The organism is Pseudomonas sp. S2_C03, from assembly GCF_054668405.1.
This window is the reverse complement of sequence record NZ_CP162766.1, coordinates 5,995,538-6,017,895: the sequence shown is the minus strand read 5'-3', so window position 1 is coordinate 6,017,895 and position 22,358 is coordinate 5,995,538. Positions and strand designations below refer to the sequence as shown.

Genomic DNA, 22,358 nt, shown 5'->3' with positions numbered 1-22,358 from the left:
CCAGTCATCCCCGGCTGGCCTTAAACTTGCGACGCATACCCCCCACTATTCAAAACCTCGCGACAAGGATGCCTCGCAATGAGTGACAACCGTTTCAAGATCGTTTTCAACGGCGCGCTACGACCGGGTGTCGAGATCACCACGGCCAAACTCAACCTGGCGGCGCTGTACAAAAGTGATGTTGCGGCAGTGGAACGGCTATTCACCGGGCAGGCGGTGACCCTCAAACAGGGCCTGTCACAGGAGCAAGCGCAAACCTACCTTGAGGCGCTGGCCAAAACCGGGATCGATGCCCGGATTGAAGCCGAACCTGCGATTGAGTTGAGCCTGGCCGACATTCAACATGCGCCTGCCAGCAAGGCGCCCGCATTCGCCGACCCCGAGTCGCCCTATGCCCCGCCCCGCGCCAGCGTTGGCGATAAGCTCCCAGAGTTTGCCGAGCTCAAACCCTTCAGCTTCGCGGGACGCATCGGCCGCCTGCGGTACCTGGCCTGGACCATGGTCCTGATCCTCGTGGTCATCGGCGCCGGCACGACCGCGGCTGTTTTCGCCATCGGGCTGATCAGCAGCGACTCATCTGCCGGGTTGATTCTTGGCGGGCTACTGGCGTTCTTCCTGTGCCTGGCCATTGGGCTCGTCAGCATCCAGATCTGCGTTCAGCGCCTGCACGACATCGGCTGGTCCGGCTGGCTCTGGTTGTTGCACCTCGTTCCAATCGTAGGCAGCGTCTTTCCGTTCGTGATCATGTGCGTGCCGGGCAACCAGGCAGTCAACCGCTACGGCCCTCCGCCTCCGCCCAACAGCACCGCCGTCAAAGTCCTCTCATCGTTGTGGCTCGTACTGATTGCCGTCGTCTTCATTGGTGCACTGGCCGGCGGCTTCAGTACGCTGCAGCAACAATACGAAAGTGCCGCCGAAGCCAGCTACGACAGCAGTGTGATCGACGAAGTGGAAGTCGAGCCGGCCCAGGCCATCGAAATGCCGGATACCGCAGACGAAGAAACCGAACAAGTCCCGGCCCCTGTAGAATCTGCCAAAGAATGAACGGCGCTCCCCGCTCGTGACACCTGCGTCGCGGCGCGCAGCTGCTGCGATGGAGAACTGAATGACCCGTTACGCACTGATCACCGGCGCTTCCAGTGGCATCGGCCTGGCGATGGCCGAGGCGCTGGCTCGCCGTGGCCGCAGCTTGATTCTGGTGGCACGACAACGTGATCAGCTGGAAAGCATCGCCATTGAACTGACGCAGCGATTTGGCGTGGAAGTGTTGTTCCGAGCCTGCGACCTGGGCGAGCCGCTGAGGCTGTCCGGGTTCCTGCTGGAGCTGGAAGAAAGCGATCGGCAAATCGACTTGCTGGTCAACTGCGCCGGCATCGGCACCTGTGGCCCATTCCTCGCGCAAGACTGGATGACCGAGCAGGACCTGATCGAAGTGAACATTCTCGCCCTCACCCGCCTTTGCCACGCCATCGGCAACAGCATGGCGCTGCATGGGGGCGGACAGATCCTCAACGTCGCATCGCTCGCAGCTTTCCATCCCGGTCCCTGGATGAGCACCTATTACGCCAGCAAGGCCTACGTGCTGCATTTCTCCGAAGGGCTGCGCGTCGAGCTGAAGAAGTGCGCAGTCAAGGTTTCGGTGCTCTGTCCGGGCCCCACCCGCACCGCGTTCTACCGCACAGCACAGATGGACACCGACAAATTGGCCAACAGCAATCTGCTGATGAGCCCCGAGGAGGTCGCTCTCTACACCGTGCGCGCCCTGGAAAAAAACCGCGCCATCATTATTCCCGGTCGCCGCAACCGCTGGGTCGCCTGTCTGTCGCGGCTCGGGACGCGCTGGTTGAATCGGACAATCACTGGCATGGTCAACAAGGCTTACTGCCCACGCTGACGGCCGCAAGGCAAAAGGCTGGGCTCGAACAATCCCCATGGGTACACTCAGGCCAGCCCAAACAACGGAGAAAACAGCTGTGGATACTCTGTTCACCAAGATCATCAACCGGGAAATCCCGGCGAAGATTATCTACGAGGACGACCAGGTACTGGCCTTCCACGATATCGCCCCACAAGCGCCGGTACATTTTCTGGTGATCCCGAAGAAACCCGTGCGCACCCTCAACGACCTCACCGAGGACGACAAGGCACTGGCCGGGCATATTCTGTTCACTGCCCAGCGCCTGGCGCTGGAGCTGGGCTGTGAAGAGGGTTTCCGCGTAGTGATGAACTGCAACGAATTGGGTGGGCAGACCGTCTACCACATTCACATGCACGTCCTGGGTCAACGCCAGATGAACTGGCCGCCGGGCTGATTGCTCCTCGCCTGTCTGTAGGAGCCAGCTTGCTGGCGATGGTCGTGAACGATATTCGGGATGCCAGACAGCCCGCGTCGCCTGAACCACCATCGCCAGCAAGCTGGCTCCTACAGATACAGACGAAACCGTCGTGCAATGACCCAGCGCAAACCTTCCCCGGCCGATTGGGTTAAACTGGCGGCCGAGATTCTTCCCGGAGGTCAGCATGACTACCCAACGTCACTACTCGCCCATTGATCGTCTACTGCTGCAAGCCGATGCCGCCATGCGTACCCTGCTGCCTTTCAGCGGCCAGCCGTACCGTCCGTCGCCCGCCATCGTGCAGCCGGAAGCGCAAATGAGCGACGAAGACACCCGGCATGTCGCCGGCCTGATGCGTATCAACCATACCGGCGAAGTGTGCGCACAGGCGCTATACCAGGGGCAAGCGCTGACGGCCAAGCTGCCGCAGGTTCGCGCTGCCATGGAGCATGCTGCCGAGGAAGAAATCGACCATCTGGTGTGGTGCGAACAACGCATTCATCAGTTGGGCAGCCATACCAGTATTCTCAATCCACTGTTCTATGGCATGTCGTTCGGGATTGGTGCGGTGGCCGGGCTGATCAGCGACAAAGTCAGCCTGGGTTTCGTTGCCGCCACCGAACATCAGGTATGCAAGCATTTGAACGAGCACCTGGAACAGTTGCCGGCAGAAGATGAGAAGTCCCGGGCGATTCTCAAGCAGATGCGTATCGATGAGGAGCATCATGCCGAGAGTGCTCTGGAAGCGGGTGGTTTCCGTTTTCCGGCGCCGGTGAAGTTCGGGATGAGTTTGTTGGCCAAGGTGATGACCAAGAGTACTTATCGGATTTGAGGTTTAGGTTGACTGGGCGGGCCTTATCGCGACGGTTCGACGCTTCGACAAGCTCGCTCCTACAGGAGCGAGCCGTGACCCAGGCATGAAAAAGGCGACTGCCGTGAGGGAGTCGCCTTTTTTGTGTTCGAAGTTCTTAGTTCGGCATGTTGCGCGCGTAGAAGATTTCGAGCATTTCGTGCTTCACACGTTCGGTCACCTGGGCGCGCTGCTCAGGGGACAGGCTACCGGTGGCGTCGCCGAACAGGTAGTTATCCAGTTCGAAGTTCTTCAGCAGCATTTTGGTGTGGAACAGGTTTTCCTGATACACGTTCACGTCGGTCATCTGATACGCGTCGCGCGTGTCGTCGGACAGGTAGTTCTGGATCGAGTTGATCTCGTGATCGATGAAGTGCTTCTTGCCTTCGACATCACGGGTGAAACCGCGTACGCGATAATCCACGGTCACGATGTCCGAATCGAACTGGTGAATCAGGAAGTTGAGCGCCTTGAGCGGTGAAATGACGCCACAGGTCGACACGTCGATATCGACACGGAAGGTAGCGATACCGTCATCCGGATGGATTTCCGGGTAGGTGTGCACCGTGATGTGGCTCTTGTCGAGGTGGGCCAGGATGATTTCCGGCAACGGGCCCGGGGACTCTTCGATCTGGCTCTCGGTCGGGGTCACCGGTTCTTCAGAGATCAGGATCGTAACGCTGGCGCCCTGCGGTTCGTAGTCCTGACTGGCGATGTTCAGGATGTTGGCACCAATGATATCGACAACTTCCGTGAGGATCTGCGTCAGACGTTTCGCGTTGTACTCTTCATTGATGTACTCGACGTAGGCCTGCTGGTCTTGCGGGGTTTCCGCGTAGCAGATGTCATAGATGTTGAAGCTCAAGGTCTTTGTCAGGTTATTGAACCCGTGGAGCTTGAGTTTGCTTTTCACCGTTAAAAACTCTCTATGTATTGCGGCCCGGCCGCGTGATCAAGCATGCCCGTCAGATGCGAACGACGCACCTGCGTAGGACGGTTAACACCTCTTCGCGATGGCGATTTTGGTTGTCTGATCGGGTAAGCGGCCTGTCGGCTGACGGGCCACCACCCTGAAAAAAGTGGCGCATTATGCAGACGTCAGCCATGGATCGCCAGAGTCTGCACTGCTTTTATGATAGTTGAATGTCGATTCAACCCAACTCGACGATTTCGTAGTCGTGGGTAATCGCAACGCCGGCGGCGCCGAGCATGATGGACGCCGAGCAATACTTCTCGGCAGACAGCTCAATGGCGCGTTTGACCTGGGCTTCTTTCAGCCCGCGGCCCTTGACCACAAAGTGCATGTGAATCTTGGTGAAGACCTTTGGATCCTCGCTCGCACGCTCGGCCTCGAGGAAGGCTTCGCAGCTTTCAACGGCCTGGCGGGACTTCTTGAGGATGCTGACCACATCGAAATTGCTGCACCCACCTACACCCAGCAGGAGCATTTCCATCGGCCGCACGCCCAGGTTACGACCACCGGCATCGGGCGGACCGTCCATGACCACGACATGACCGCTACCGGACTCGCCGAGGAACATGGCTTCGCCAGCCCATTGAATGCGTGCCTTCATCGCCAAGACTCCACTGTCTAAAAAAGGGTCGCCAGCTTAGCACAGGGCCCAGGATTGACAGCGCCCGCCTTCCTAGGACATAACCGGTCGCTTTGTAGGTAAATTCTCGAATATAGCAGGGAGTGTCTGTTAAGCTGACGCCAAATAGCTGGCGCTTAGCCAGCTCTGCAGCAACCTCAGCGCCTCATAAAAAAACCAAACACACCGTGCAGTCTTTTCGAGATACAACCATGGTTGCTATTGCCCCAACCCCCAAAATCAAGAACCTCGACAAGTTGTTGATGCATTGCCAGCGTCGGCGTCATGCCGCCAAGAGCAATATCATTTGTGCAGGCGACCGCTCAGAAACGCTGTTCTACATCATTAGGGGCTCGGTCACCATCCTGATCGAGGATGACGACGGCCGCGAAATGATCATCGCCTACCTCAACACCGGGGACTTTTTTGGTGAGTTGGGCCTGTTTGAGCAAGCCGGCCAGGAACAGGAACGCAGTGCCTGGGTTCGCGCGAAAGTCGAGTGCGAGGTCGCGGAAATCAGCTACACGAAATTTCGCGAGCTCTCCCATCAAGACCCCGACATTCTTTACGCGCTTAGCGGACAAATCGCACAACGCCTGCGTAACACCACACGCAAGGTCGGCGACCTGGCCTTCTTCGACGTGACCGGCCGTGTTGCCCGCTGCCTGTTGGAACTGTGCAAACAGCCCGACGCCATGACTCACCCCGATGGCATGCAGATCAAGGTTACGCGTCAGGAGATCGGGCGGATTGTCGGGTGCTCTCGGGAAATGGTCGGGCGTGTGCTCAAGGATCTGGAAGAGCGCAACCTGGTGAACGTCAAAGGCAAGACCATGGTGGTGTTCGGGACTCGATAAGCCCAAAACTCAACCGCCGAACATCTCTCCCAGCAGTTGCCGATAGAGTTCGTCCAGACGTGTCAGCGCATCCGGCGCCGTGAATTTCTCGTGCAGAGCGATGTGGCTCTGCGCACGGACGCGTTGCTCCAGGCCACAGGCCTCGTTGAAGCGATTGACGGCCGTGACCATCGATTCACGCTCGTCATCCAGCAGCATCGCCCCGTGCACCAGCCCCACCGGACGCTGTCCACCCTGACTCTGGCGCCAGCGCTGGGCGGTGCCGACCATCTTGCGTCCGTCCAGGTTGACGTTGAAGCGGCCGTCGCAAAATGCACCGTCGATTTCCCCAAGTGACGACGCGCCACCCAGTTCGTCGAGCAATTCACAGATCGGATTACACAGGCGCAGGTAGCCGGACTCGATTCGGTTCAAATCCCCTTCGCTGCGCGGTGGTGCGTAGACGAGGGCGATATTGAGGGTGGACGCCGATTGGGGAACCGGCTCACCACCGGTTTCGCGCAGCAGCACAGGCCAGCCGGCAGCGGCACTGACTTCGCAGGCATGATCGAAATCGGGCAGACGATTCAGGCGGCGCGGCATGACCAATGCCCGGTCGCTGGGTTGCCAGAACAGCAGGCCGAACTCTGAAGCGCCGGCGCAGACCGAGGCGAGCAGGTCCTGTTCGGCTTGCAGGCCGGCTTCGATGGTCAGGGACAGGGCTCGCGACATGGGTGGCTCCGGCAGGCTTCAGTTCTTTGGGGGATTTGAAGGCCTCATCGCGGGCAAGCCCGCGATGGGGTCGACTCGATCAGTCGAGCGTGGAACCACTCACCGGAACACCACGTTCCGGGAAGAACAGGCGCTGCAACTCCATGCCCGGTTGCTCGGCGCGCATGAACGCTTCGCCCACCAGAAAGGCGTATACGTCGCTGATTTCCATCAGCTCCACATCCGCCCGATTGAGAATGCCGCTTTCAGTGATCACCAGGCGATCGCGCGGGATTCGCGGCAACAGGTCCAGTGTGGTTTCCAGGCTGACCTCGAAGGTGTGCAGATTACGGTTGTTCACACCCACCAACGGCGTGTCGAGGGTGTTCAATGCCCGCTCCAGTTCGTCGCCATCATGAACTTCCACCAGCACATCGAGGCCAACGCTCTTGGCCACCGCTGCCAGTTCGGCCATTTTCACGTCATCCAGCGCGGAGACGATCAACAGCACACAGTCAGCGCCTAATGCCCGCGCCTCGACGATCTGGTAGGGATCGATCATGAAGTCCTTGCGGATTACTGGCAGCTTGCAGGCGGCACGTGCCTGTTGCAGGTAAACATCGGCGCCCTGGAAGTAGTCGACGTCAGTGAGCACGGAAAGGCAGGTCGCGCCGCCCTTCTCATAGCTCCTGGCGATTTCCTCAGGCACAAAGTGCTCGCGGATCACGCCTTTACTTGGCGACGCTTTCTTGATTTCGGCAATCACCGCCGGCTGTTTCGACTTGGCCTGTGCGATCAATGCCTGGGCAAAGCCTCGCGGGGCGTCGGCCGCCTTGGCCAGCGTTTCCAGCTCCGCGAGGCTCACACGAGCATTACGCTCAGCGACTTCCTCGACCTTGCGCGCCAGAATTTTTTCCAGAACCGTGGGTACACTCATCCCTCATTCTCCACTTTGAATACCGCCGTAAACGCACCCAACTCCTCCAGTTTTTCTCGAGCGAGACCGGTGTGCAGCGCGTCATGCGCCAGGGCAACGCCCTCTTTCAGACTGCTGGCGTGATCGGCGGCGTACAGCGCAGCACCCGCATTGAGCATGATCATTTCGGCAGCTTTCTGACCGTTTTCAGTTTTGCGCTTGCCCAGGGCATCGCGAATCAGCTCGTAGGAGGCTGCCGGGCTTTCCACCGCCAACCCATGCAGGCTCTGGCTCTTCATGCCCAGGTCTTCGGGCTCGACCCAATACTCGGTGATCTGGTCGTTTTTCAGTTCAGCCACAAATGTCGGCGCGGCCAGGCTGAATTCATCCAGACCGTCCTTGGAGTGCACCACCAGCACGTGTTTGCTGCCCAGGCGCTGCAATACTTCGGCCAGAGGCCGGCACAAGGCCTGGGTGAAAACACCTACCACCTGATGCTTGACGCCGGCCGGATTCGTAAGCGGGCCGAGCATGTTGAACAGGGTACGCAGGCCCAACTCCTTGCGCGGGCCGGCAGCATGCTTCATCGCGCTGTGGTGCGTCTGCGCAAACATGAAGCCGATGCCGACGTTATCGATGCAGCGCGCCACTTGCACCGGAGTCAGGTTCAAGTAGATACCGGCCGCCTCCAGCAAGTCGGCACTGCCGCTCTTGCCCGACACCGCGCGATTGCCATGCTTGGCCACGGCGCAGCCGGCGGCCGACACCACGAACGCAGATGCGGTCGACACGTTGAAAATATTGGCGCCGTCACCACCGGTGCCCACCACATCGACTACGCCATCAAGGGTGTTGAGTTCGACTTTGTCCGCCAGCTCGCGCATGACCGACACGGCACCCACGATTTCGTCGATGCTTTCACTCTTCATGCGCATGGCCATCATGAACGCGCCGATCTGCGCATCCGTGCATTGCCCGGTCATGATTTCGCGCATTACATCGCGCATCTCTTCGGTGCTGAGGTCGAGGTGATCGACGATACGGCTCAGGGCAGTCTTGATGTTCATTGAAAGTCCTTAGCGCGTGCCGCCGGTTTGTTTAAGAAAGTTGGCAAACAGTTCGTGCCCTTGTTCGGTCAGGATCGACTCAGGGTGAAACTGCACGCCCTCGATGTTCAGTGTCTTGTGACGCAGGCCCATGATCTCGTCGATCGAACCATCTTCCAGCTGGGTCCAGGCGGTCAACTCCAAACAGTCAGGCAGAGTTTCGCGCTTGACGATCAAGGAGTGGTAGCGAGTAACTGTCAGAGGATGATTCAACCCTTCGAACACGCCCTTGTCTTCGTGGAACACCGGGCTGGTCTTGCCGTGCATCACCTGACGGGCGCGGACCACGTCACCACCGAATGCCTGGCCGATGGATTGGTGGCCCAGGCAGACGCCAAGAATCGGCAATTTACCGCCAAAATGCTTGATCACGTCGATAGAAACGCCCGCTTCCGTCGGCGTGCAGGGACCAGGGGAAACCACGATCCGCTCAGGTTTCAGGGCTTCGATTTCGGCGATGGTGAGCTCATCGTTGCGCACGACCTTGACCTCGGCACCGAGCTCGCCGAGGTATTGCACAACGTTGTAAGTAAAAGAGTCGTAGTTATCGATCATCAGCAACATGGCTGGAAAACCTCTTGAATTCACTGACTTTAAAGGCTGCCTTCGAAGGAGTGACCCGCAGCGTCCAGCACTCCGTCAACCAGAGCGGCATGGCATGCGGGTCGCGCTCATCGGTCAGCTTTGCGGGGTTTGCTCAGCCAGGGCGACTGCACGGAACATCGCCCGACGCTTGTTCAGGGTTTCTTCCCACTCCAGCACCGGCACCGAGTCGGCGACGATGCCGCCCCCGGCCTGCACGTGCAGTTCGCCGTCCTTGATCACCGCGGTCCGAATGGCGATCGCGGTGTCCATGTTGCCGTTCCAGGCGAAATAGCCGACCGCGCCGCCGTAGACGCCCCGTTTGACCGGCTCCAGCTCGTCGATGATCTCCATTGCGCGAATCTTCGGTGCACCGGACAAGGTGCCCGCCGGCAGGATGGCGCGCAATGCGTCCATCGCCGTCAACCCGGCCTTCAACTGGCCAGTGACGTTGGAAACGATGTGCATGACGTTTGAGTAACGTTCGATGACCATCTTTTCCGTGAGTTTTACCGAGCCGACTTCCGACACGCGACCGGTGTCATTGCGCCCCAGATCGATCAGCATCAGGTGTTCGGCGATTTCCTTGTCGTCGGACAGCAGGTCCTTTTCCAGGGCCAGATCCGCCTCTTCAGTGGCGCCGCGCGGCCGAGTACCGGCGATCGGGCGCACCGTGATCAGGTTGTCCTCGACCCGCACCAGCACTTCCGGCGAGCTGCCGACGACGTGGAAGTCGCCGAAGTTGAAGAAGTACATATAAGGCGTCGGGTTGAAGCAACGCAGCGCCCGGTACAGATCGATAGGCGCAGCCTTGAAGTCGATCGACATGCGCTGGGACGGCACGACCTGCATGCAGTCACCGGCGAGGATGTATTCCTTGATGGTGTCGACGGCTTTTTCGTAATCGTGCTGGGTGAAACTGGAGCGGAATACAGGATCAGCGGCTTGCTGCTGACTGAAATCCAGGCCCCGGCGCGGGGTGATCGGCTGACGCAGTTTTTCCAGCAACGCTTCCAGGCGCACGCGCCCTTGCTCGAAGGCGTCTTCCTGCGCCGGATCGGCCAGGACGATTGCGTGCATCTTGCCGGCGAGGTTGTCGAACACCACCACGGCATCGGAGACCATCAGCAGAATATCCGGCACGCCCAGCGGGTCCGGGTTGGGGCATTTTCCGAGACGTTTTTCCACGTAACGCACGCAGTCGTAACCGAAGTAGCCCACCAGTCCGCCATTGAAGCGCGGCAGCCCCGGAATGGTCGGGACGTTGTAACGGGCCTTGAAGGTTTCGACGAACGCCAGCGGGTCTTCCACGTCATGGCTTTCGATCTCGACACCGTCATGGGTCACGCTGACGTGATGATCGTGTACCCGCAACACGGTACGGCATGGCAGGCCGATGATCGAGTATCGGCCCCACTTCTCACCGCCTTGCACCGATTCGAGCAGGTAGGAATTAGGTTCGTCGGCCAGTTTCAAGTAGATCGACAGCGGCGTGTCGAAGTCGGCCAGGGTTTCGCAGGCAAGCGGAATGCGGTTGTAGCCGGCAGCGGCCAAGCGCAGGAATTCTTCGCGGATCATGGTGTAGCCTCGTGGCTTGAGGTGCGAACAGTCAGGTATGCAAACGCGCCGGACATACCGGCCAGGAAAAAGTCAGGCGCGCCAACGCCAGCGGGCCAGGGCCTTGATAACTTTCATCCAGAGTTTGCGAGTGACCACCACGATGGCGTTTCCAGAAGGGGATTGAACAGCGTCGCCCAACGTTATCTCAGCAGCCGGATCCAGGCAACCGGGAATTAACGTGCGCAGATCGTCAATGACCAGTGCTGGCGACTCTTCGGCAATCGGGCGACCGTGGTTGTAGCCATAGCTCAAGGCCACGCACTTGACCCCCGCCGCCTTCGCCGCCAGCACATCGCTGCGCGAATCGCCGACAAACAACGATTGCGACGCCGGGACGTTGGCCATTTTCATCACGAAAAACAGCGCAGCCGGGTCGGGTTTCTTCTGCGGCAGGGTATCGCCACCGATGATCCACTTGAAATAACGGCCGATTTTCATCTGATCCAGCAGCGGCGCGACGAAGCGCTCCGGCTTGTTGGTGATCAGGGCCATTTCCACGCCTTGCTTGCTCAACCACTTGAGGGTGTCACGCACACCGGGGTAAACCACTGTCAGCTCGTGGCCATCCTCATAGAAACCGTTGAATAACTGCAGGGCATGCTCGGCCTCGACCTCATCGACACCCTCGGCATCGATGTGATTGGCCAGGGCGCGACGCACCAGCATGTGTACGCCATTGCCAACCCACTGGCGCACCGCATCGATACCGGCCGGTGGGCGCCCGAGCTTGAGCAGCATGTTGTCCACCGCCGCCGCGAGGTCAGGGACGGAATCGATCAGAGTGCCATCCAGATCGAACATCACCAGACGCGGCAGGCGGCCGGGGAACAGCTGCTCGAAGCCACTCATGGGCGAGTCAGCGCCAGTTCGGCGCGCATCTTCTCGATCACTTCCTGATAGTTCGGCGCATTAAAGATCGCCGAGCCCGCCACGAAGGTGTCGGCGCCAGCGGCGGCGATTTCACGGATGTTGTTGACGTTCACGCCGCCATCGATTTCCAGGCGGATATCGCGACCGGACGCATCGATCAGCGCGCGGGCTTCACGCAGCTTGTCGAGGGTGCCCGGGATGAATTTCTGCCCGCCAAAGCCCGGGTTTACGCTCATCAGCAGAATCATGTCGACCTTGTCCATCACGTACTTGAGCACGTCCAGCGGAGTCGCCGGGTTGAACACCAGGCCCGACTTGCAGCCGCCTTCGCGGATCAGTTGCAGGGAACGGTCGATGTGCTGAGTGGCTTCGGGGTGGAAGGTGATGTACGTCGCGCCCGCTTCGATAAAGTCACCGACGATGCGGTCCACCGGGCTGACCATCAGGTGCGCGTCGATCGGCGCGGTCACGCCATACTTGCGCAGCGCAGCGCAGACCATCGGGCCGATGGTCAGGTTCGGTACGTAATGGTTGTCCATGACATCGAAGTGTACGAAGTCGGCGCCGGCGGCCAGGACATTGTCCACTTCCTCGCCCAGACGGGCGAAGTCGGCGGAGAGAATCGACGGAGCAATTACGAAGGGCTGCATGACGCACCTTTTCTGAGCTAAATCACGATGGCGCGCATTGTATACCTCATGCTTTGGCGTGCGCACCGTGAGCGCGATGATCAGTAGGCCGAGCGATAGATCTTCTCGATATCAATGGCGCTCAACTTGCGCGGATTGTTGCGCATCAAGCGCTCGATACCTGCGGCTTCCGCCGCCATGGCGGGAATGGCATCCTCTGGGACCCCGAAACTGCGCAAACCTGGCGGAATTTCCACTGCCGCGCATAACTCGGTCATCGCCTCGACGGCTTTGTCGGCCGCTTCGTGGGCACTCAGGTGAGCGGTTTTCACCCCCATGGCTTCGGCAATATCCTGCATGCGCTCGACACAGGCCATCTTGTTCCAGGTCATGACATAGGGCAGCAACAAGGCGTTGCTGACACCGTGGGCGATGTTGAAACGCCCACCCAGCGGATACGCCAACGCATGCACCGCCCCAACACCGGCATTGCCGAAGGCCATGCCGGCCATCAAGCTGGCGGTGGCCATGTCTTCGCGCGCTTGCAGGTTGGATGGGTTGGCATAGGCCTTGGGCAGCGCCTTGGCGATCAGCTTGATCGCACCGATGGCCAGCGCATCGGTAATCGCCGAGGCGTTGATCGACAGATAGGCCTCGATGGCGTGCACCAGCGCATCAACGCCACTGGCGGCGGTCACGCTGCGCGGGCAGGTCAGGGTCATTTGCGGGCTGACCAGCGCCACGTCGGGCAACAGATAGTCACTGACGATGCCTTTTTTCAGCTGCGCGGCCTTGTCGGAGAGGATCGCCACGTTGGTCACTTCAGAGCCGGTGCCGGCGGTGGTTGGGATCGCGATCAGCGGTGGCCCCTTGCGCGGCACCTGGTCGATGCCGAACAGATCTTCCAATGCGCCGTGATAACCGGCGTACGCCGCGACACATTTGGCGATGTCGATGGCACTGCCACCCCCGAGGCCGATCAGGCCGTCATGTCCGCCTTCGCGGTAAACCCGCATGCAGTCTTCGACGATGGCGATTTCCGGATCGGGCAGCACACGGTCAAAAATCTCGTAAGTACGATCACCCAGCTGTGCCAGCGCCAGGGCAACCGTGCCGGACTTGACCAACGCCGCATCCGTGACGATCAGCGGGTTGTCGATGTCCAGACGGTTGAGTTCGGCGGACAACTGCTCGATGGCAGCGGCGCCCGTGATCAGTTTGTGAGCGATTTTGAACGAGGAAAGACTCATCGTGCGCAGCCTCTTATAGCTAGGGGAGCTGGGCACAATAGTAGCTGGGGAATTGGGGTTGTCTCCCATTCAGGTTGTGAATGGGAGACAGGGGACGGCATTTACACCTGCGCGGTCCGCAGTTTCTCGCTACGGCCACGCAGCCATTCCAGGGTCAGCAGCAGGATCACCGAGAAAGCGATCAGCAGCGTTGCGGCGGCGGCGATGGTCGGGCTGAGGTTTTCGCGAATGCCGCTGAACATCTGCCGTGGCAGGGTCGCTTGCTCAGGACCGGCGAGGAAAAGCGTCACCACCACTTCATCGAACGAGGTAGCGAAGGCAAACAGCGCCCCCGAGATCACGCCCGGCGCAATCAGCGGCAACGTCACCCGGCGGAACGTCGTCAGCGGCGAAGCCCCGAGGCTGGCAGCGGCGCGCACCAGGTTGTGGTTGAAGCCCTGCAAGGTCGCTGACACGGTAATGATCACGAACGGTACTCCCAGCACCGCATGCACCACGATCAGCGAGAAGAAGCTGTTGCCCAGGCCCAGTGGCGCGAAAAACAGATAACTCGCTACACCGATGATGACCACCGGCACCACCATCGGCGAAATCACCAGCGCCATTACCAGGGATTTGCCCGGGAAGTCCCCGCGCGTCAGACCAATCGCCGCCAGCGTGCCGAAAACCATCGCCAGTGCCGTAGCCGCCGGGGCGACGATGATGCTGTTCTTCAGCGCGCGCATCCATTCCGCCGAGGCGAAGAAATCGTGGTACCACTGCAACGAGAAGCCCTGCAGCGGATACACCAGGAAGCTGCCGGAGTTGAACGACAACGGGATGATCACCAGCACCGGCAGCACCAGGAACAACAGGATCAGGCCGCACAGAATCCGCAAACTGTAGAACCACACCCGCTCGATGGGCGACATATAAGGACTCAGCATTTCAATCTCCCCTTAGCTCAGACGCAGGCGACTGGCGCCCACCAGCCAGCTGTAAATCAGATAAAGCACGACGGTTGCCAACAGCAGCAGCCCACCGAGTGCGGTCGCCATACCCCAGTTGATGCTGGTGTTGGTGTAGAAGGCGACGAAGTAGCTGACCATCTGATCGTTCGGGCTGCCCAGCAGTGCCGGGGTGATGTAGTAGCCAATGGCAAGGATGAATACCAGCAGGCAACCAGCCCCGACACCGGCATAGGTTTGCGGGAAGTACACCCGCCAGAAACTCGCGAACGGATGGCAGCCGAGGGAAATCGCTGCGCGCATGTAAGTCGGCGAAATGCCCTTCATCACGCTGTAGATGGGCAGAATCATGAATGGCAGGAGGATGTGCACCATGGAGATGTAGACCCCGGTGCGGTTGAATACCAGCTCCAGCGGTTTATCAATGATGCCCATGGCCATCAGCGCGCTGTTGATCAGGCCGCCCGACTGCAGCAAAACGATCCAGGCGGCAACCCGCACCAGGATCGACGTCCAGAACGGCAACAGCACCAGAATCATCAACAGGTTGCTCTGGCGCGCTGGCAGGTTTGCCAGCAGATAGGCCAATGGATACGCCAGCACCAGGCAGAGCGCAGTGATGATCAGGCCCATCCAGAACGTACGGGCGAAAATATCGAGATAGATCGCTTGATCGGGGGTCGCCGGTGCCACCTCTCCAAGGTCATCGATGCGATGATCGACCGCAGCCAGCAGGTAGTATGGCGTGATGCTGCTGGTGTTGCGGCGCACCGCTTGCCAATAGGCCGGATCGCCCCAGCGCTCATCGAGGCCTTCCAGCGCATCTTTATAAGAAGCCGGCACATCGGCGAATGGCAAGGCACGGGCGGTTTTGGTCAGCAGGCTGCGATAGCCGGCCAATTCCATGTTCAGGCGCTTGGACAAGTCACCCAGGGTCTGATTCTTGCGGGCTTCGGCGAGGTCTTCGGCGGCCGCTTTGTACACAGGTTCTGCGGGCAGGCCGCGGCCGTCCCAACTGGCAATGGCCTCGACCGTGCGCGGCATGCCGCCGACCACTTCAGGGTTGCCAACGCTTTTGTAGAGCAGCGCCACGATCGGCACCAGGAACACCAGCAACAGAAACAGCACCAGCGGCGCAATCAACGCCTGGGCTTTCCAGCGGTTGACACGCTCGGCGTGCTTGAGCCGCTGCTTCAAAGTGGGGTCAGTGCCCGCGTTCGCGGGAACGGCGATAGCCATGGCGTACTCCGGAAATCTATTGTTCTAATTCAAACGAACGGTAGGAGCGGGCTTGCCCGCGATTGTGTCGGCGAATTCAACAGCAATGGCGACTGGCAGACCGCTATCGCGAGCAAGCTCGCTCCTACAGGGGTGAGTGGTTAGCCCACCCCGGCAAGGTGTTGCTTATTTGGCAGCCCAGGCGTTGAAGCGCTGTTCCAGTTGCTCGCCGTTGTCAGCCCAGAAGCTGACATCGATCTGCACCTGGTTGGCGATGTTTTCCGGGGTGGTCGGCATGTCTTTCAGGACATCCTTGTTCAACAGCGGCACAGCCTGGGTGTTGGCCGGGCCGTAGGCGATGTTTTCCGAGTAGGTCTTCTGCTGTTGCGGCTGCACCGAGAAGGCGATGAATTTCTTCGCCGCTTCGGCACGCGCCTTGTCCAGCCCACGTGGAATGGCCCATGCGTCAAAGTCATAGATGCCGCCGTTCCACACGACCTTCAGGTTGCTTTCTTTCTGCACCGCAGCGATACGACCGTTGTAGGCCGAGCTCATGACCACGTCACCAGAGGCCAGGTATTGCGGCGGTTGTGCGCCCGCTTCCCACCACTGGATGTTTGGCTTGAGTTCATCGAGCTTTTTGAATGCGCGGTCCTGGCCATCTTTGCCGGCCAGCACTTTGTAGACGTCTTTTGGCGCAACGCCGTCGGCCATCAGGGCGAATTCCAGGGTGTACTTGGCGCCTTTACGCAGGCCGCGCTTGCCCGGGAATTGCTTGGTGTCCCAGAAGTCCGCCCAACTGGTTGGTGCGGTTTTCAGTTTGTCGGCGTTGTAGGCCAACACGGTGGACCACACGAAGAAGCCCACGCCGCAAGGCTGGATGGCGCCCTTGACGTAGTCTTCGGTCTTGCCGAATAGCGCAGGGTCGAGCTGCTCGAACATGTCTTCGTCGCAACCACGGGACAGCTCCGGCGATTCAACTTCCACCAGGTCCCAGGACACGCTCTTGGTGTCGACCATGGCCTTGACCTTGGCCATTTCACCGTTGTACTCGCCCGCTACGATCTTGCCGTTACCCGCCGCTTCCCACGGCGCGTAGAAGGCTTTGACTTGCGCCGCCTTGTTCGCCCCGCCAAAGGAGACGACGGTCAGGTCCGGGCCCGCCGCCATCGCGTGTGCCGCACCGATCATGCCCATGACCAGGGCGGTGAATTTCAGGGATCTCAACATTTATTGTTTTCTCCATGTGCAGGGTTGGTTGAAGCAGGGGGGCGATTAATTCGCCTCTAAAAGAGGGTCGAGCGCGCGAACGTGTTCGACCTGCCAGCCAAGCGGTACCACGTCACCGACGGCGAGCTGCGGATCGAGCTCGGCAATCGGTTGTTTCACGAAGAAGTCAGTCTTGCCGCAGACTTCCAGGCGAACTCGGACGTGGTCGCCCAGATAGATGAATTCCGCCACCCTCCCTGAGAAGCGGTTGACGCAGGACTCGCTCGAACCATTGAGGCTCACGCGCTCCGGACGAATCGACAGCGTGACGGGTTCGCCGGTCTTGCCGACATTGACCGCCAGGGCTTCAACCTTTTCACCACGACCTAACTCGACGACGCAGCGGTCGCCGGTCTGGCTGTGCAAACGGCCATTGAGACGGTTGTTCTCGCCGATAAAGTTAGCGACGAAGGTGTTTTTCGGTTCTTCATAAAGGTGGCGCGGTGGGGCGATCTGCTGGATTTCGCCCTGGTGGAACACCGCCACGCGGTCGGACATGGTCAGGGCTTCGCCCTGGTCGTGGGTCACGTAGACCACGGTTACGCCGAGGCGCTCGTGCAGGTGCTTGATCTCCATCTGCATGTGTTCACGCAGTTGCTTGTCCAATGCGCCGAGCGGTTCGTCCATCAGCACCAGTTGCGGTTCGAATACCAAGGCGCGAGCCAGGGCTACACGCTGTTGCTGTCCACCGGACAGTTGCGCCGGGTAGCGTTGGGCGAAGGTATCCAATTGCACCATGCTCAGGACACGTTTGACCCGTTCGCTGACATCACTTTTGTTCAGGCCACGCACGGTCAACGGGAACGCGAGGTTCTCCGACACGGTCATGTGCGGGAACAGCGCGTAGTTCTGGAACACCATACCGATGTCACGTTTGTGCGGCGGCACGTTGTTGATAGAGCGCCCCGCCAGAAGGATTTCACCGGCGGTCGGGGTTTCGAAACCGGCGAGCATCATCAGGCTGGTGGTCTTGCCCGAGCCCGAGGGCCCGAGCAAGGTGAGGAACTCGCCTTTGCGAATGTCCAGGTTGAGGTCTTTGACGATCAGGTTCTCGCCGTCGTAGCTCTTCTGCACTCCACGAAAGCTGACCAGAATGTCACTGGCCCCTGCGCTTGAATCAACCTGGCTCATACCCGCACCTTTGTTATTGATGACTGCTGTGGACTAAGCCTAGTGGACGCTTTGGAGCACGCAAATCGGGGCGCAGGAGAGAATCGCCTCAGCAGGACGGAAGGTCGAGGGTAGGGATTGCCCTACAAGGATGGCGCGCATTGGCATCCGCAGTTGTGAGCTTCAAGCGGCAAACCGCAAGCAAGGGCAAAAGCGGTGCGCGGGCGTGTCGCAAATGGATATGAACACCGCATATACCCTGTAGGAGCGAGCTTGCTCGCGATTGCGTAGCGCGGGCTTGCACATTGAGATCTGACACACCGCATCGCGAGCATGCTCGCTCCTACAGGGCGGGATGCGTAGGCCTTAGAGGAGCTTATGCTCCATCGCGTACTTCACCAATTCGGCCAGGGAGGTGATGTTGAGTTTTTGCATCAGCCGCGCCTTGTGGGTGCTGATGGTCTTGTTGCTCAGGGCCAGTTGCTGGGCGATGTCATTGACGTTGGCGCCCTGGGCCAAGCGTTCGAACACCGAGAACTCACGCTCCGAGAGCAGCGAATGCAAAGGCCGCGAATCGGTCAGACCGACTTCGAAGACCATGCGGTCGGCCAGTTCCGGGTCGATGTAGCGCCCGCCGGAGGCAACTTTACGGATCGCCGTCAGCAATAGCGCCGGGTCGCTGTCCTTGGTGGCATAACCCGCCGCGCCAACTTTCAAGGCCCGTGCCGCCATTTGCGCTTCGTCGTGCATCGACAACACCAGGATAGCCGGCGGATTGTTCAGCGCGCGGATCCGCGGAATCGCCTCCAGGCCATTGACCCCGGGCATGGAGATGTCCAGCAGCACCACTTCACACGGGACATGGCGCAAGGTCTCGAGCAATTGCTCGCCATTGCTCGCCTCCCCCACCACCTGCAGATCCTTGGCCAGGCCAATCAACTGTTTAATGCCTTCGCGAACGATGGTGTGGTCTTCGGCTACCAGTACACGGATCACTTTCTTCTCCAGATCAGGCTTTATCCACCGGTACGCGCACACTTAACGTCGTGCCCTCCCCCGGCTCACTCTCCAGCAACAACTGCCCGCCCATGATCAGCACCCGCTCGCGCATGCCGACCAAACCAAAGGATGTTGGCCGACCAGTGGCGGCGATAAATCCTACGCCATCATCGCTGATCGTAAGACACAACTCGTCGCCTTCCAGAGTCAGTGTCAATTCGACAGTATGCGCCTGAGCGTGTCGCATGACATTGGTCAGTGCCTCCTGAAGGATTCGGAACAGGCCGATAGCCTTGGCATCACTGAGCACTGGCAGACTCTCCGGCACTTGCACCAGGCACGGGATCTGTGTGCGCGCCTCGAAGCGCCGCGCCTGCCATTCGATGGCCGAGGCAATCCCTGCATCGAGAATCGGTGGACGCAGCGCCGTCGCGACATCACGCACCAATTGGAACAACTGGGCAATCAGGCGCTTCATGCTATTGAGGCGTTCGTTCAGACCCGGGTCCAACTGGGCGTAGGCCAGTTCGCACATGGACGTTTCGAGCTTCAATACCGTCAACATCTGGCCCAATTCATCATGAACTTCGCGAGCGATCCGCGCCTTTTCCTCTTCCCTCACACTTTCCAGATGCGCGGACAACTCGCGCAGTTGTTCGCGTGAACTGGCCAGCTCCAGTTCGATACGCTTGCTCTCGCTGATATCCCAGACAATACCGTCCCACACCGAGCTGCCATCCTCGAGTCGACGGGTAATGGCCTTGATCTCGGCCCAGCGCAACTCACCCAGACGCGTGAGAATCCGTCCCTGCCACGACCAGTCGCTGTCAGTGTCCAGCGCCTGATCCTGGGTCTGGTGGTAACTGGCCTTGTCCTCCGGGTAAACCAGGCTGCGCAAGCCCTTGTCGCGATGGGCCAGGGTTGCCGGCGAGTAACCCACCAAGCTTTCACTGCCCTCACTGATGTAGGCAAAGTCGATCTGCCCGGTGACCGGTGCACGCTCCAGGCGAAAGACCAGTCCCGGTACGTTGGCGGCGATCCCTTGCAGGCGAGCCTCGCTTTCCTGCAAGGCAGCCAGTGCGCGACGGCGCTCGGTCACATCGTTGAGGTAAACCACCAGGTATTCGCCACCACGAAAACGCAGGAAGCTCAGGGAAACATCGGTTGGGAGTATGCTGCCATCGGCCCGCAAGCAATTGGTTTCGAAGCTGAGCGGTCCTTCCTCACTGGCCCGCGCACGTTTCCACAGGTTCAACCAGCGGTCCATGTGCAGTCCGGGTTCGAAGTCGATCAGCGGCCGGTCGATGATGCCTCCCACGGGATAGCCGAGCATGGCTTCGGCCGCGCGGTTGGCATAGCGCACGTGGCTGTCCCAGTTCACCCAGAGGATACCGACAGTACTCTGGTCAATGGAAAACTGAGTCAGGCGCAGCGCTTCTTCACTGGCGACGCGCAGGGCAATGTCCTCCCGGGCGGCGAGCAGGCGCTGCTCCAGGCTGTGTTGCTGCCGACGCTGCCAGAACACGATGGCCATGCTGCTCAACATCAACACGGCCAACAGCAGGCTGAGGTTCTGCCAAAACCCCCGAGATTCGGTCAGGCGTGGATACTTGGGTTGCAGCCATTGATTGTGCAACTGCTCCAGGTCCTTGGCAGGAATCACCCGCAGTGCGCTTTCAACAATGCCGGCGAGTTCCGGCCAGTCGCGCCGCGTGGCCACGCGCAGCAGTTGGGGCAAACCGATGTCGCCGACCACCACCAAGCCCGCAAAATCCGGCTCAACCGACAGCCGCCCCAGCTGCGCTTCGTCTATCACCGCGTAGCTGGCCTGCTGGCTGACGAGCAACTGCAAGGCCTGGCGCTCGAGGGGAACGCCCTGAAGATTCAAATGCGGGTAATTGCTGCGCAGGTAGTCGGCGGTGGCGCTGGGCATGCGCACGGCAACGCGCACCTGGCTGTCGAGTTTTTCCAGCTCCACCAACCCCGTGGCTTTCTGGTCACTGACCACCAGTTGCGGCACCCGCATGTACGGGTCGGAAAATTGCCACAGGCGCAGGCCGGCGGGGGTTTGCGCCAGCCCAGGGGCGATGTCGATTTCGCCTTCGCGGAGGGCGGCCTCCAGTTGCGCCAGATCGGGAAAGTTGCGCCAACTCAGCTCGACCTTGAGCGACTTCGCTAACCACTTCATCAGCTCGATGTTCACACCGGACAGACGCTGCAAACGGCGATCGTACTGCGCAAAGGGAGCCTGCAAGACTACGCCGACGCGGAGTTCATTGTGCTGCGCCAGCCATTGTTGCTGGCTGGCAGACAGTGGCGCGACCTGCACAGGTGGCGCAGGCGTGGCCCAGCTCATCAAGGGAAACCACAAACAGCCGATAACCCACAGGCAGCGAAAACGCTTCATCGAAATCTCACACACTGACAAATACTGACCAACCCATTAGGCTGCCGGAATAACTTCTGGCCTGGAATATCCGATGCCCCCTGTCTTTCGCCTGGCACTGCCAGCATTGTGCCTGTCGCTGATCCTGCCTTGTGCCTTTTCCGTCGAGGCCGCTGACCCGACACCCGCTGCTGCGCAACAACCCGCCGACGAGAAGCCGGTGGAACGTCAGCCGCTCCTTGAGCGTAGCCAGGAAGAATCGACAGCACTTGAACGAAAAATCCCAGCGCAGGAACAGCAACAACTGCAGGCCGGCAGCGATACGTTTCTGGCCTTGTGGAAACCGGCCAATACTGCCGAACCCAAGGGTGCAGTCATTATCATCCCGGGCGCCGGTGAAACCGTTGACTGGCCGCAAGCAATCAGTCCACTGCGCCAAAAACTTCCGGACGCGCAGTGGAGCAGCCTGAGTATCACTCTGCCCGATCAACAAAGCGATGTCATCGCGCCCCGGGTTATCGAAGTCCCTTCCACGGTAAAAGCGCCTGATGTCGGCAGCAAGGACTCGACCACTGCCGCCCCCATCGAGCAGGCGGCCGGCGGTGAAACCGATATGGTTGACAAGGCGGTTGCCGAAACCAGCGACGAACAAGCCAAAGCCGATGCCGAGCGGATCTTCGCACGCATCGATGCCGCCATGGCCTACGCCGAACAACAAAGCGCTCGCAGCATCGTGCTGCTCGGCCATGGCACGGGCGCCTATTGGGCGGCGCGTTATCTGAGCGAGAAACAGCCCTCGCAGGTGGAAAAGTTCGTGATGGTTGCGGCCCAGGCACCCACGGCGGTGAAGCCTGAGCTGGTGGAGTTGACGCCAACCCTGAAACTGCCAACGGCCGACATCTTCTACATGGACAAGCGGCTGGATCGCAACGCAGCGCTGGAACGCTTGCAGGCCAGCAAGCGCCTGAAGGCGTCGGCATACAGCCAGGTGTCGCTCAAGACGATACCGGGCAACGATAAAGACCAGCAGGAACAATTGGTGCGTCGGGTGCGAGGGTGGTTGAATCCTCAGTCCCAAACGGATTGATAGACCGAGTCGCCTCCATCGCGAGCAGGCTCGCGATGGGTGCA

At 59.9% G+C, this 22,358-nt stretch carries 22 protein-coding genes; 6 read left to right on the top strand and 16 right to left on the bottom strand.

The genetic code is table 11. The annotated features are described in order from the left end of the window. Nucleotides 1-78 precede the first annotated feature (78 nt). The 4 genes from AB4N64_RS27675 (at nt 79) to coq7 (ending at nt 3,168) form a co-directional block, all read left to right on the top strand. Nucleotides 79-1,044 (top strand): DUF805 domain-containing protein, encoded by a 966-nt coding sequence (locus tag AB4N64_RS27675; protein ID WP_460120389.1) that lies wholly within the window; start codon nt 79-81, stop codon nt 1,042-1,044. Between the two features lie 61 nt (nt 1,045-1,105). Continuing rightward, nucleotides 1,106-1,894, top strand: a complete 789-nt coding sequence (locus AB4N64_RS27670) for an SDR family NAD(P)-dependent oxidoreductase (protein WP_460120387.1) — start codon at nt 1,106-1,108, stop codon at nt 1,892-1,894. A 79-nt stretch (nt 1,895-1,973) separates the two neighbouring features. After that, nucleotides 1,974-2,312 carry a histidine triad nucleotide-binding protein gene (locus AB4N64_RS27665; RefSeq protein WP_017128660.1) on the top strand — a complete coding sequence of 113 codons (339 nt, stop codon included), beginning with the start codon at nt 1,974-1,976 and terminating at the stop codon, nt 2,310-2,312. 208 nt (nt 2,313-2,520) lie between these two features. Beyond that, nucleotides 2,521-3,168 carry a 2-polyprenyl-3-methyl-6-methoxy-1,4-benzoquinone monooxygenase gene (gene coq7 / locus AB4N64_RS27660; RefSeq protein WP_460120385.1) on the top strand — a complete coding sequence of 216 codons (648 nt, stop codon included), beginning with the start codon at nt 2,521-2,523 and terminating at the stop codon, nt 3,166-3,168. A 136-nt stretch (nt 3,169-3,304) separates the two neighbouring features. Here coq7 and speD read toward each other — a convergent pair whose 3' ends face one another. Both speD and AB4N64_RS27650 read right to left on the bottom strand, forming a co-directional pair. Beyond that, the gene (gene speD, locus AB4N64_RS27655; RefSeq protein ID WP_460120383.1) at nt 3,305-4,099 is read right to left on the bottom strand and encodes an adenosylmethionine decarboxylase; all 795 of its coding nucleotides are present in this window, start codon (nt 4,097-4,099) and stop codon (nt 3,305-3,307) included. A 238-nt stretch (nt 4,100-4,337) separates the two neighbouring features. Beyond that, nucleotides 4,338-4,760 (bottom strand): OsmC family protein, encoded by a 423-nt coding sequence (locus AB4N64_RS27650; protein WP_285419348.1) that lies wholly within the window; start codon nt 4,758-4,760, stop codon nt 4,338-4,340. A gap of 230 nt (nt 4,761-4,990) precedes the next feature. Between AB4N64_RS27650 and crp the strand changes: the two genes are divergently transcribed. Beyond that, a complete protein-coding gene (gene crp, locus AB4N64_RS27645) occupies nt 4,991-5,635 on the top strand; it encodes a cAMP-activated global transcriptional regulator CRP (RefSeq protein ID WP_460120381.1) in 645 nt (214 codons plus the stop codon). Between the two features lie 9 nt (nt 5,636-5,644). On the opposite strand, the gene AB4N64_RS27640 is transcribed toward crp, so the two are convergent. From AB4N64_RS27640 to AB4N64_RS27575, 14 genes are all read right to left on the bottom strand, one after another. After that, a complete protein-coding gene (locus tag AB4N64_RS27640) occupies nt 5,645-6,346 on the bottom strand; it encodes a lipoate--protein ligase family protein (protein WP_460120379.1) in 702 nt (233 codons plus the stop codon). Nucleotides 6,347-6,425: 79 nt separating this feature from the next. Further along, nucleotides 6,426-7,262, bottom strand: coding sequence for an indole-3-glycerol phosphate synthase TrpC (gene trpC, locus AB4N64_RS27635; RefSeq protein WP_460120377.1), 837 nt, complete (start codon nt 7,260-7,262; stop codon nt 6,426-6,428). Continuing rightward, nucleotides 7,259-8,308, bottom strand: a complete 1,050-nt coding sequence (gene trpD, locus AB4N64_RS27630) for an anthranilate phosphoribosyltransferase (protein WP_460120375.1) — start codon at nt 8,306-8,308, stop codon at nt 7,259-7,261. Before trpD ends, trpC begins: the two co-directional genes overlap by 4 nt. A gap of 9 nt (nt 8,309-8,317) precedes the next feature. Continuing rightward, nucleotides 8,318-8,911 carry an aminodeoxychorismate/anthranilate synthase component II gene (locus tag AB4N64_RS27625; RefSeq protein WP_460120373.1) on the bottom strand — a complete coding sequence of 198 codons (594 nt, stop codon included), beginning with the start codon at nt 8,909-8,911 and terminating at the stop codon, nt 8,318-8,320. 114 nt (nt 8,912-9,025) lie between these two features. Next, entirely contained in the window at nt 9,026-10,507 is a 1,482-nt protein-coding gene (gene trpE / locus AB4N64_RS27620) for an anthranilate synthase component I (RefSeq protein WP_460120371.1), read from the bottom strand. A 72-nt stretch (nt 10,508-10,579) separates the two neighbouring features. Continuing rightward, nucleotides 10,580-11,398, bottom strand: a complete 819-nt coding sequence (locus AB4N64_RS27615; RefSeq protein ID WP_460120368.1) for a phosphoglycolate phosphatase — start codon at nt 11,396-11,398, stop codon at nt 10,580-10,582. Then, entirely contained in the window at nt 11,395-12,069 is a 675-nt protein-coding gene (gene rpe, locus AB4N64_RS27610; protein ID WP_460120366.1) for a ribulose-phosphate 3-epimerase, read from the bottom strand. Before rpe ends, AB4N64_RS27615 begins: the two co-directional genes overlap by 4 nt. A gap of 80 nt (nt 12,070-12,149) precedes the next feature. Continuing rightward, nucleotides 12,150-13,298, bottom strand: a complete 1,149-nt coding sequence (locus AB4N64_RS27605) for an iron-containing alcohol dehydrogenase (protein ID WP_460120364.1) — start codon at nt 13,296-13,298, stop codon at nt 12,150-12,152. Between the two features lie 101 nt (nt 13,299-13,399). Further along, complete coding sequence (locus tag AB4N64_RS27600; protein ID WP_460120361.1) at nt 13,400-14,224, bottom strand: ABC transporter permease; 825 nt, start codon at nt 14,222-14,224, stop codon at nt 13,400-13,402. 12 nt (nt 14,225-14,236) lie between these two features. Further along, nucleotides 14,237-15,484 (bottom strand): ABC transporter permease, encoded by a 1,248-nt coding sequence (locus AB4N64_RS27595; protein ID WP_460120360.1) that lies wholly within the window; start codon nt 15,482-15,484, stop codon nt 14,237-14,239. 165 nt (nt 15,485-15,649) lie between these two features. Beyond that, complete coding sequence (locus tag AB4N64_RS27590) at nt 15,650-16,693, bottom strand: ABC transporter substrate-binding protein (RefSeq protein WP_460120358.1); 1,044 nt, start codon at nt 16,691-16,693, stop codon at nt 15,650-15,652. A 45-nt stretch (nt 16,694-16,738) separates the two neighbouring features. Continuing rightward, complete coding sequence (locus AB4N64_RS27585; protein WP_460120356.1) at nt 16,739-17,863, bottom strand: ABC transporter ATP-binding protein; 1,125 nt, start codon at nt 17,861-17,863, stop codon at nt 16,739-16,741. Nucleotides 17,864-18,208: 345 nt separating this feature from the next. Then, nucleotides 18,209-18,838, bottom strand: coding sequence for a response regulator (locus tag AB4N64_RS27580; protein WP_201191885.1), 630 nt, complete (start codon nt 18,836-18,838; stop codon nt 18,209-18,211). 13 nt (nt 18,839-18,851) lie between these two features. Then, nucleotides 18,852-21,248, bottom strand: a complete 2,397-nt coding sequence (locus AB4N64_RS27575; protein WP_460120354.1) for a PAS domain-containing sensor histidine kinase — start codon at nt 21,246-21,248, stop codon at nt 18,852-18,854. A 73-nt stretch (nt 21,249-21,321) separates the two neighbouring features. On the opposite strand from AB4N64_RS27575, the gene AB4N64_RS27570 reads away from it, so the two are divergent. Further along, entirely contained in the window at nt 21,322-22,314 is a 993-nt protein-coding gene (locus tag AB4N64_RS27570; protein WP_460120352.1) for an alpha/beta hydrolase family protein, read from the top strand. The last annotated feature ends 44 nt before the right edge of the window (nt 22,315-22,358 follow it).

Coding starts and splice junctions, on each gene's coding strand:
- AB4N64_RS27675 (WP_460120389.1), top strand. CDS start 79: ATGAGTGACAACCGTTTCAAGATCGTTTTCAACGGCGCGCTACGACCG.
- AB4N64_RS27670 (WP_460120387.1), top strand. CDS start 1,106: ATGACCCGTTACGCACTGATCACCGGCGCTTCCAGTGGCATCGGCCTG.
- coq7 (WP_460120385.1), top strand. CDS start 2,521: ATGACTACCCAACGTCACTACTCGCCCATTGATCGTCTACTGCTGCAA.
- AB4N64_RS27650 (WP_285419348.1), bottom strand. CDS start 4,760: ATGAAGGCACGCATTCAATGGGCTGGCGAAGCCATGTTCCTCGGCGAG.
- crp (WP_460120381.1), top strand. CDS start 4,991: ATGGTTGCTATTGCCCCAACCCCCAAAATCAAGAACCTCGACAAGTTG.
- AB4N64_RS27640 (WP_460120379.1), bottom strand. CDS start 6,346: ATGTCGCGAGCCCTGTCCCTGACCATCGAAGCCGGCCTGCAAGCCGAA.
- trpC (WP_460120377.1), bottom strand. CDS start 7,262: ATGAGTGTACCCACGGTTCTGGAAAAAATTCTGGCGCGCAAGGTCGAG.
- trpD (WP_460120375.1), bottom strand. CDS start 8,308: ATGAACATCAAGACTGCCCTGAGCCGTATCGTCGATCACCTCGACCTC.
- AB4N64_RS27625 (WP_460120373.1), bottom strand. CDS start 8,911: ATGTTGCTGATGATCGATAACTACGACTCTTTTACTTACAACGTTGTG.
- trpE (WP_460120371.1), bottom strand. CDS start 10,507: ATGATCCGCGAAGAATTCCTGCGCTTGGCCGCTGCCGGCTACAACCGC.
- AB4N64_RS27615 (WP_460120368.1), bottom strand. CDS start 11,398: ATGAGTGGCTTCGAGCAGCTGTTCCCCGGCCGCCTGCCGCGTCTGGTG.
- rpe (WP_460120366.1), bottom strand. CDS start 12,069: ATGCAGCCCTTCGTAATTGCTCCGTCGATTCTCTCCGCCGACTTCGCC.
- AB4N64_RS27605 (WP_460120364.1), bottom strand. CDS start 13,298: ATGAGTCTTTCCTCGTTCAAAATCGCTCACAAACTGATCACGGGCGCC.
- AB4N64_RS27600 (WP_460120361.1), bottom strand. CDS start 14,224: ATGCTGAGTCCTTATATGTCGCCCATCGAGCGGGTGTGGTTCTACAGT.
- AB4N64_RS27595 (WP_460120360.1), bottom strand. CDS start 15,484: ATGGCTATCGCCGTTCCCGCGAACGCGGGCACTGACCCCACTTTGAAG.
- AB4N64_RS27590 (WP_460120358.1), bottom strand. CDS start 16,693: ATGTTGAGATCCCTGAAATTCACCGCCCTGGTCATGGGCATGATCGGT.
- AB4N64_RS27585 (WP_460120356.1), bottom strand. CDS start 17,863: ATGAGCCAGGTTGATTCAAGCGCAGGGGCCAGTGACATTCTGGTCAGC.
- AB4N64_RS27575 (WP_460120354.1), bottom strand. CDS start 21,248: ATGAAGCGTTTTCGCTGCCTGTGGGTTATCGGCTGTTTGTGGTTTCCC.
- AB4N64_RS27570 (WP_460120352.1), top strand. CDS start 21,322: ATGCCCCCTGTCTTTCGCCTGGCACTGCCAGCATTGTGCCTGTCGCTG.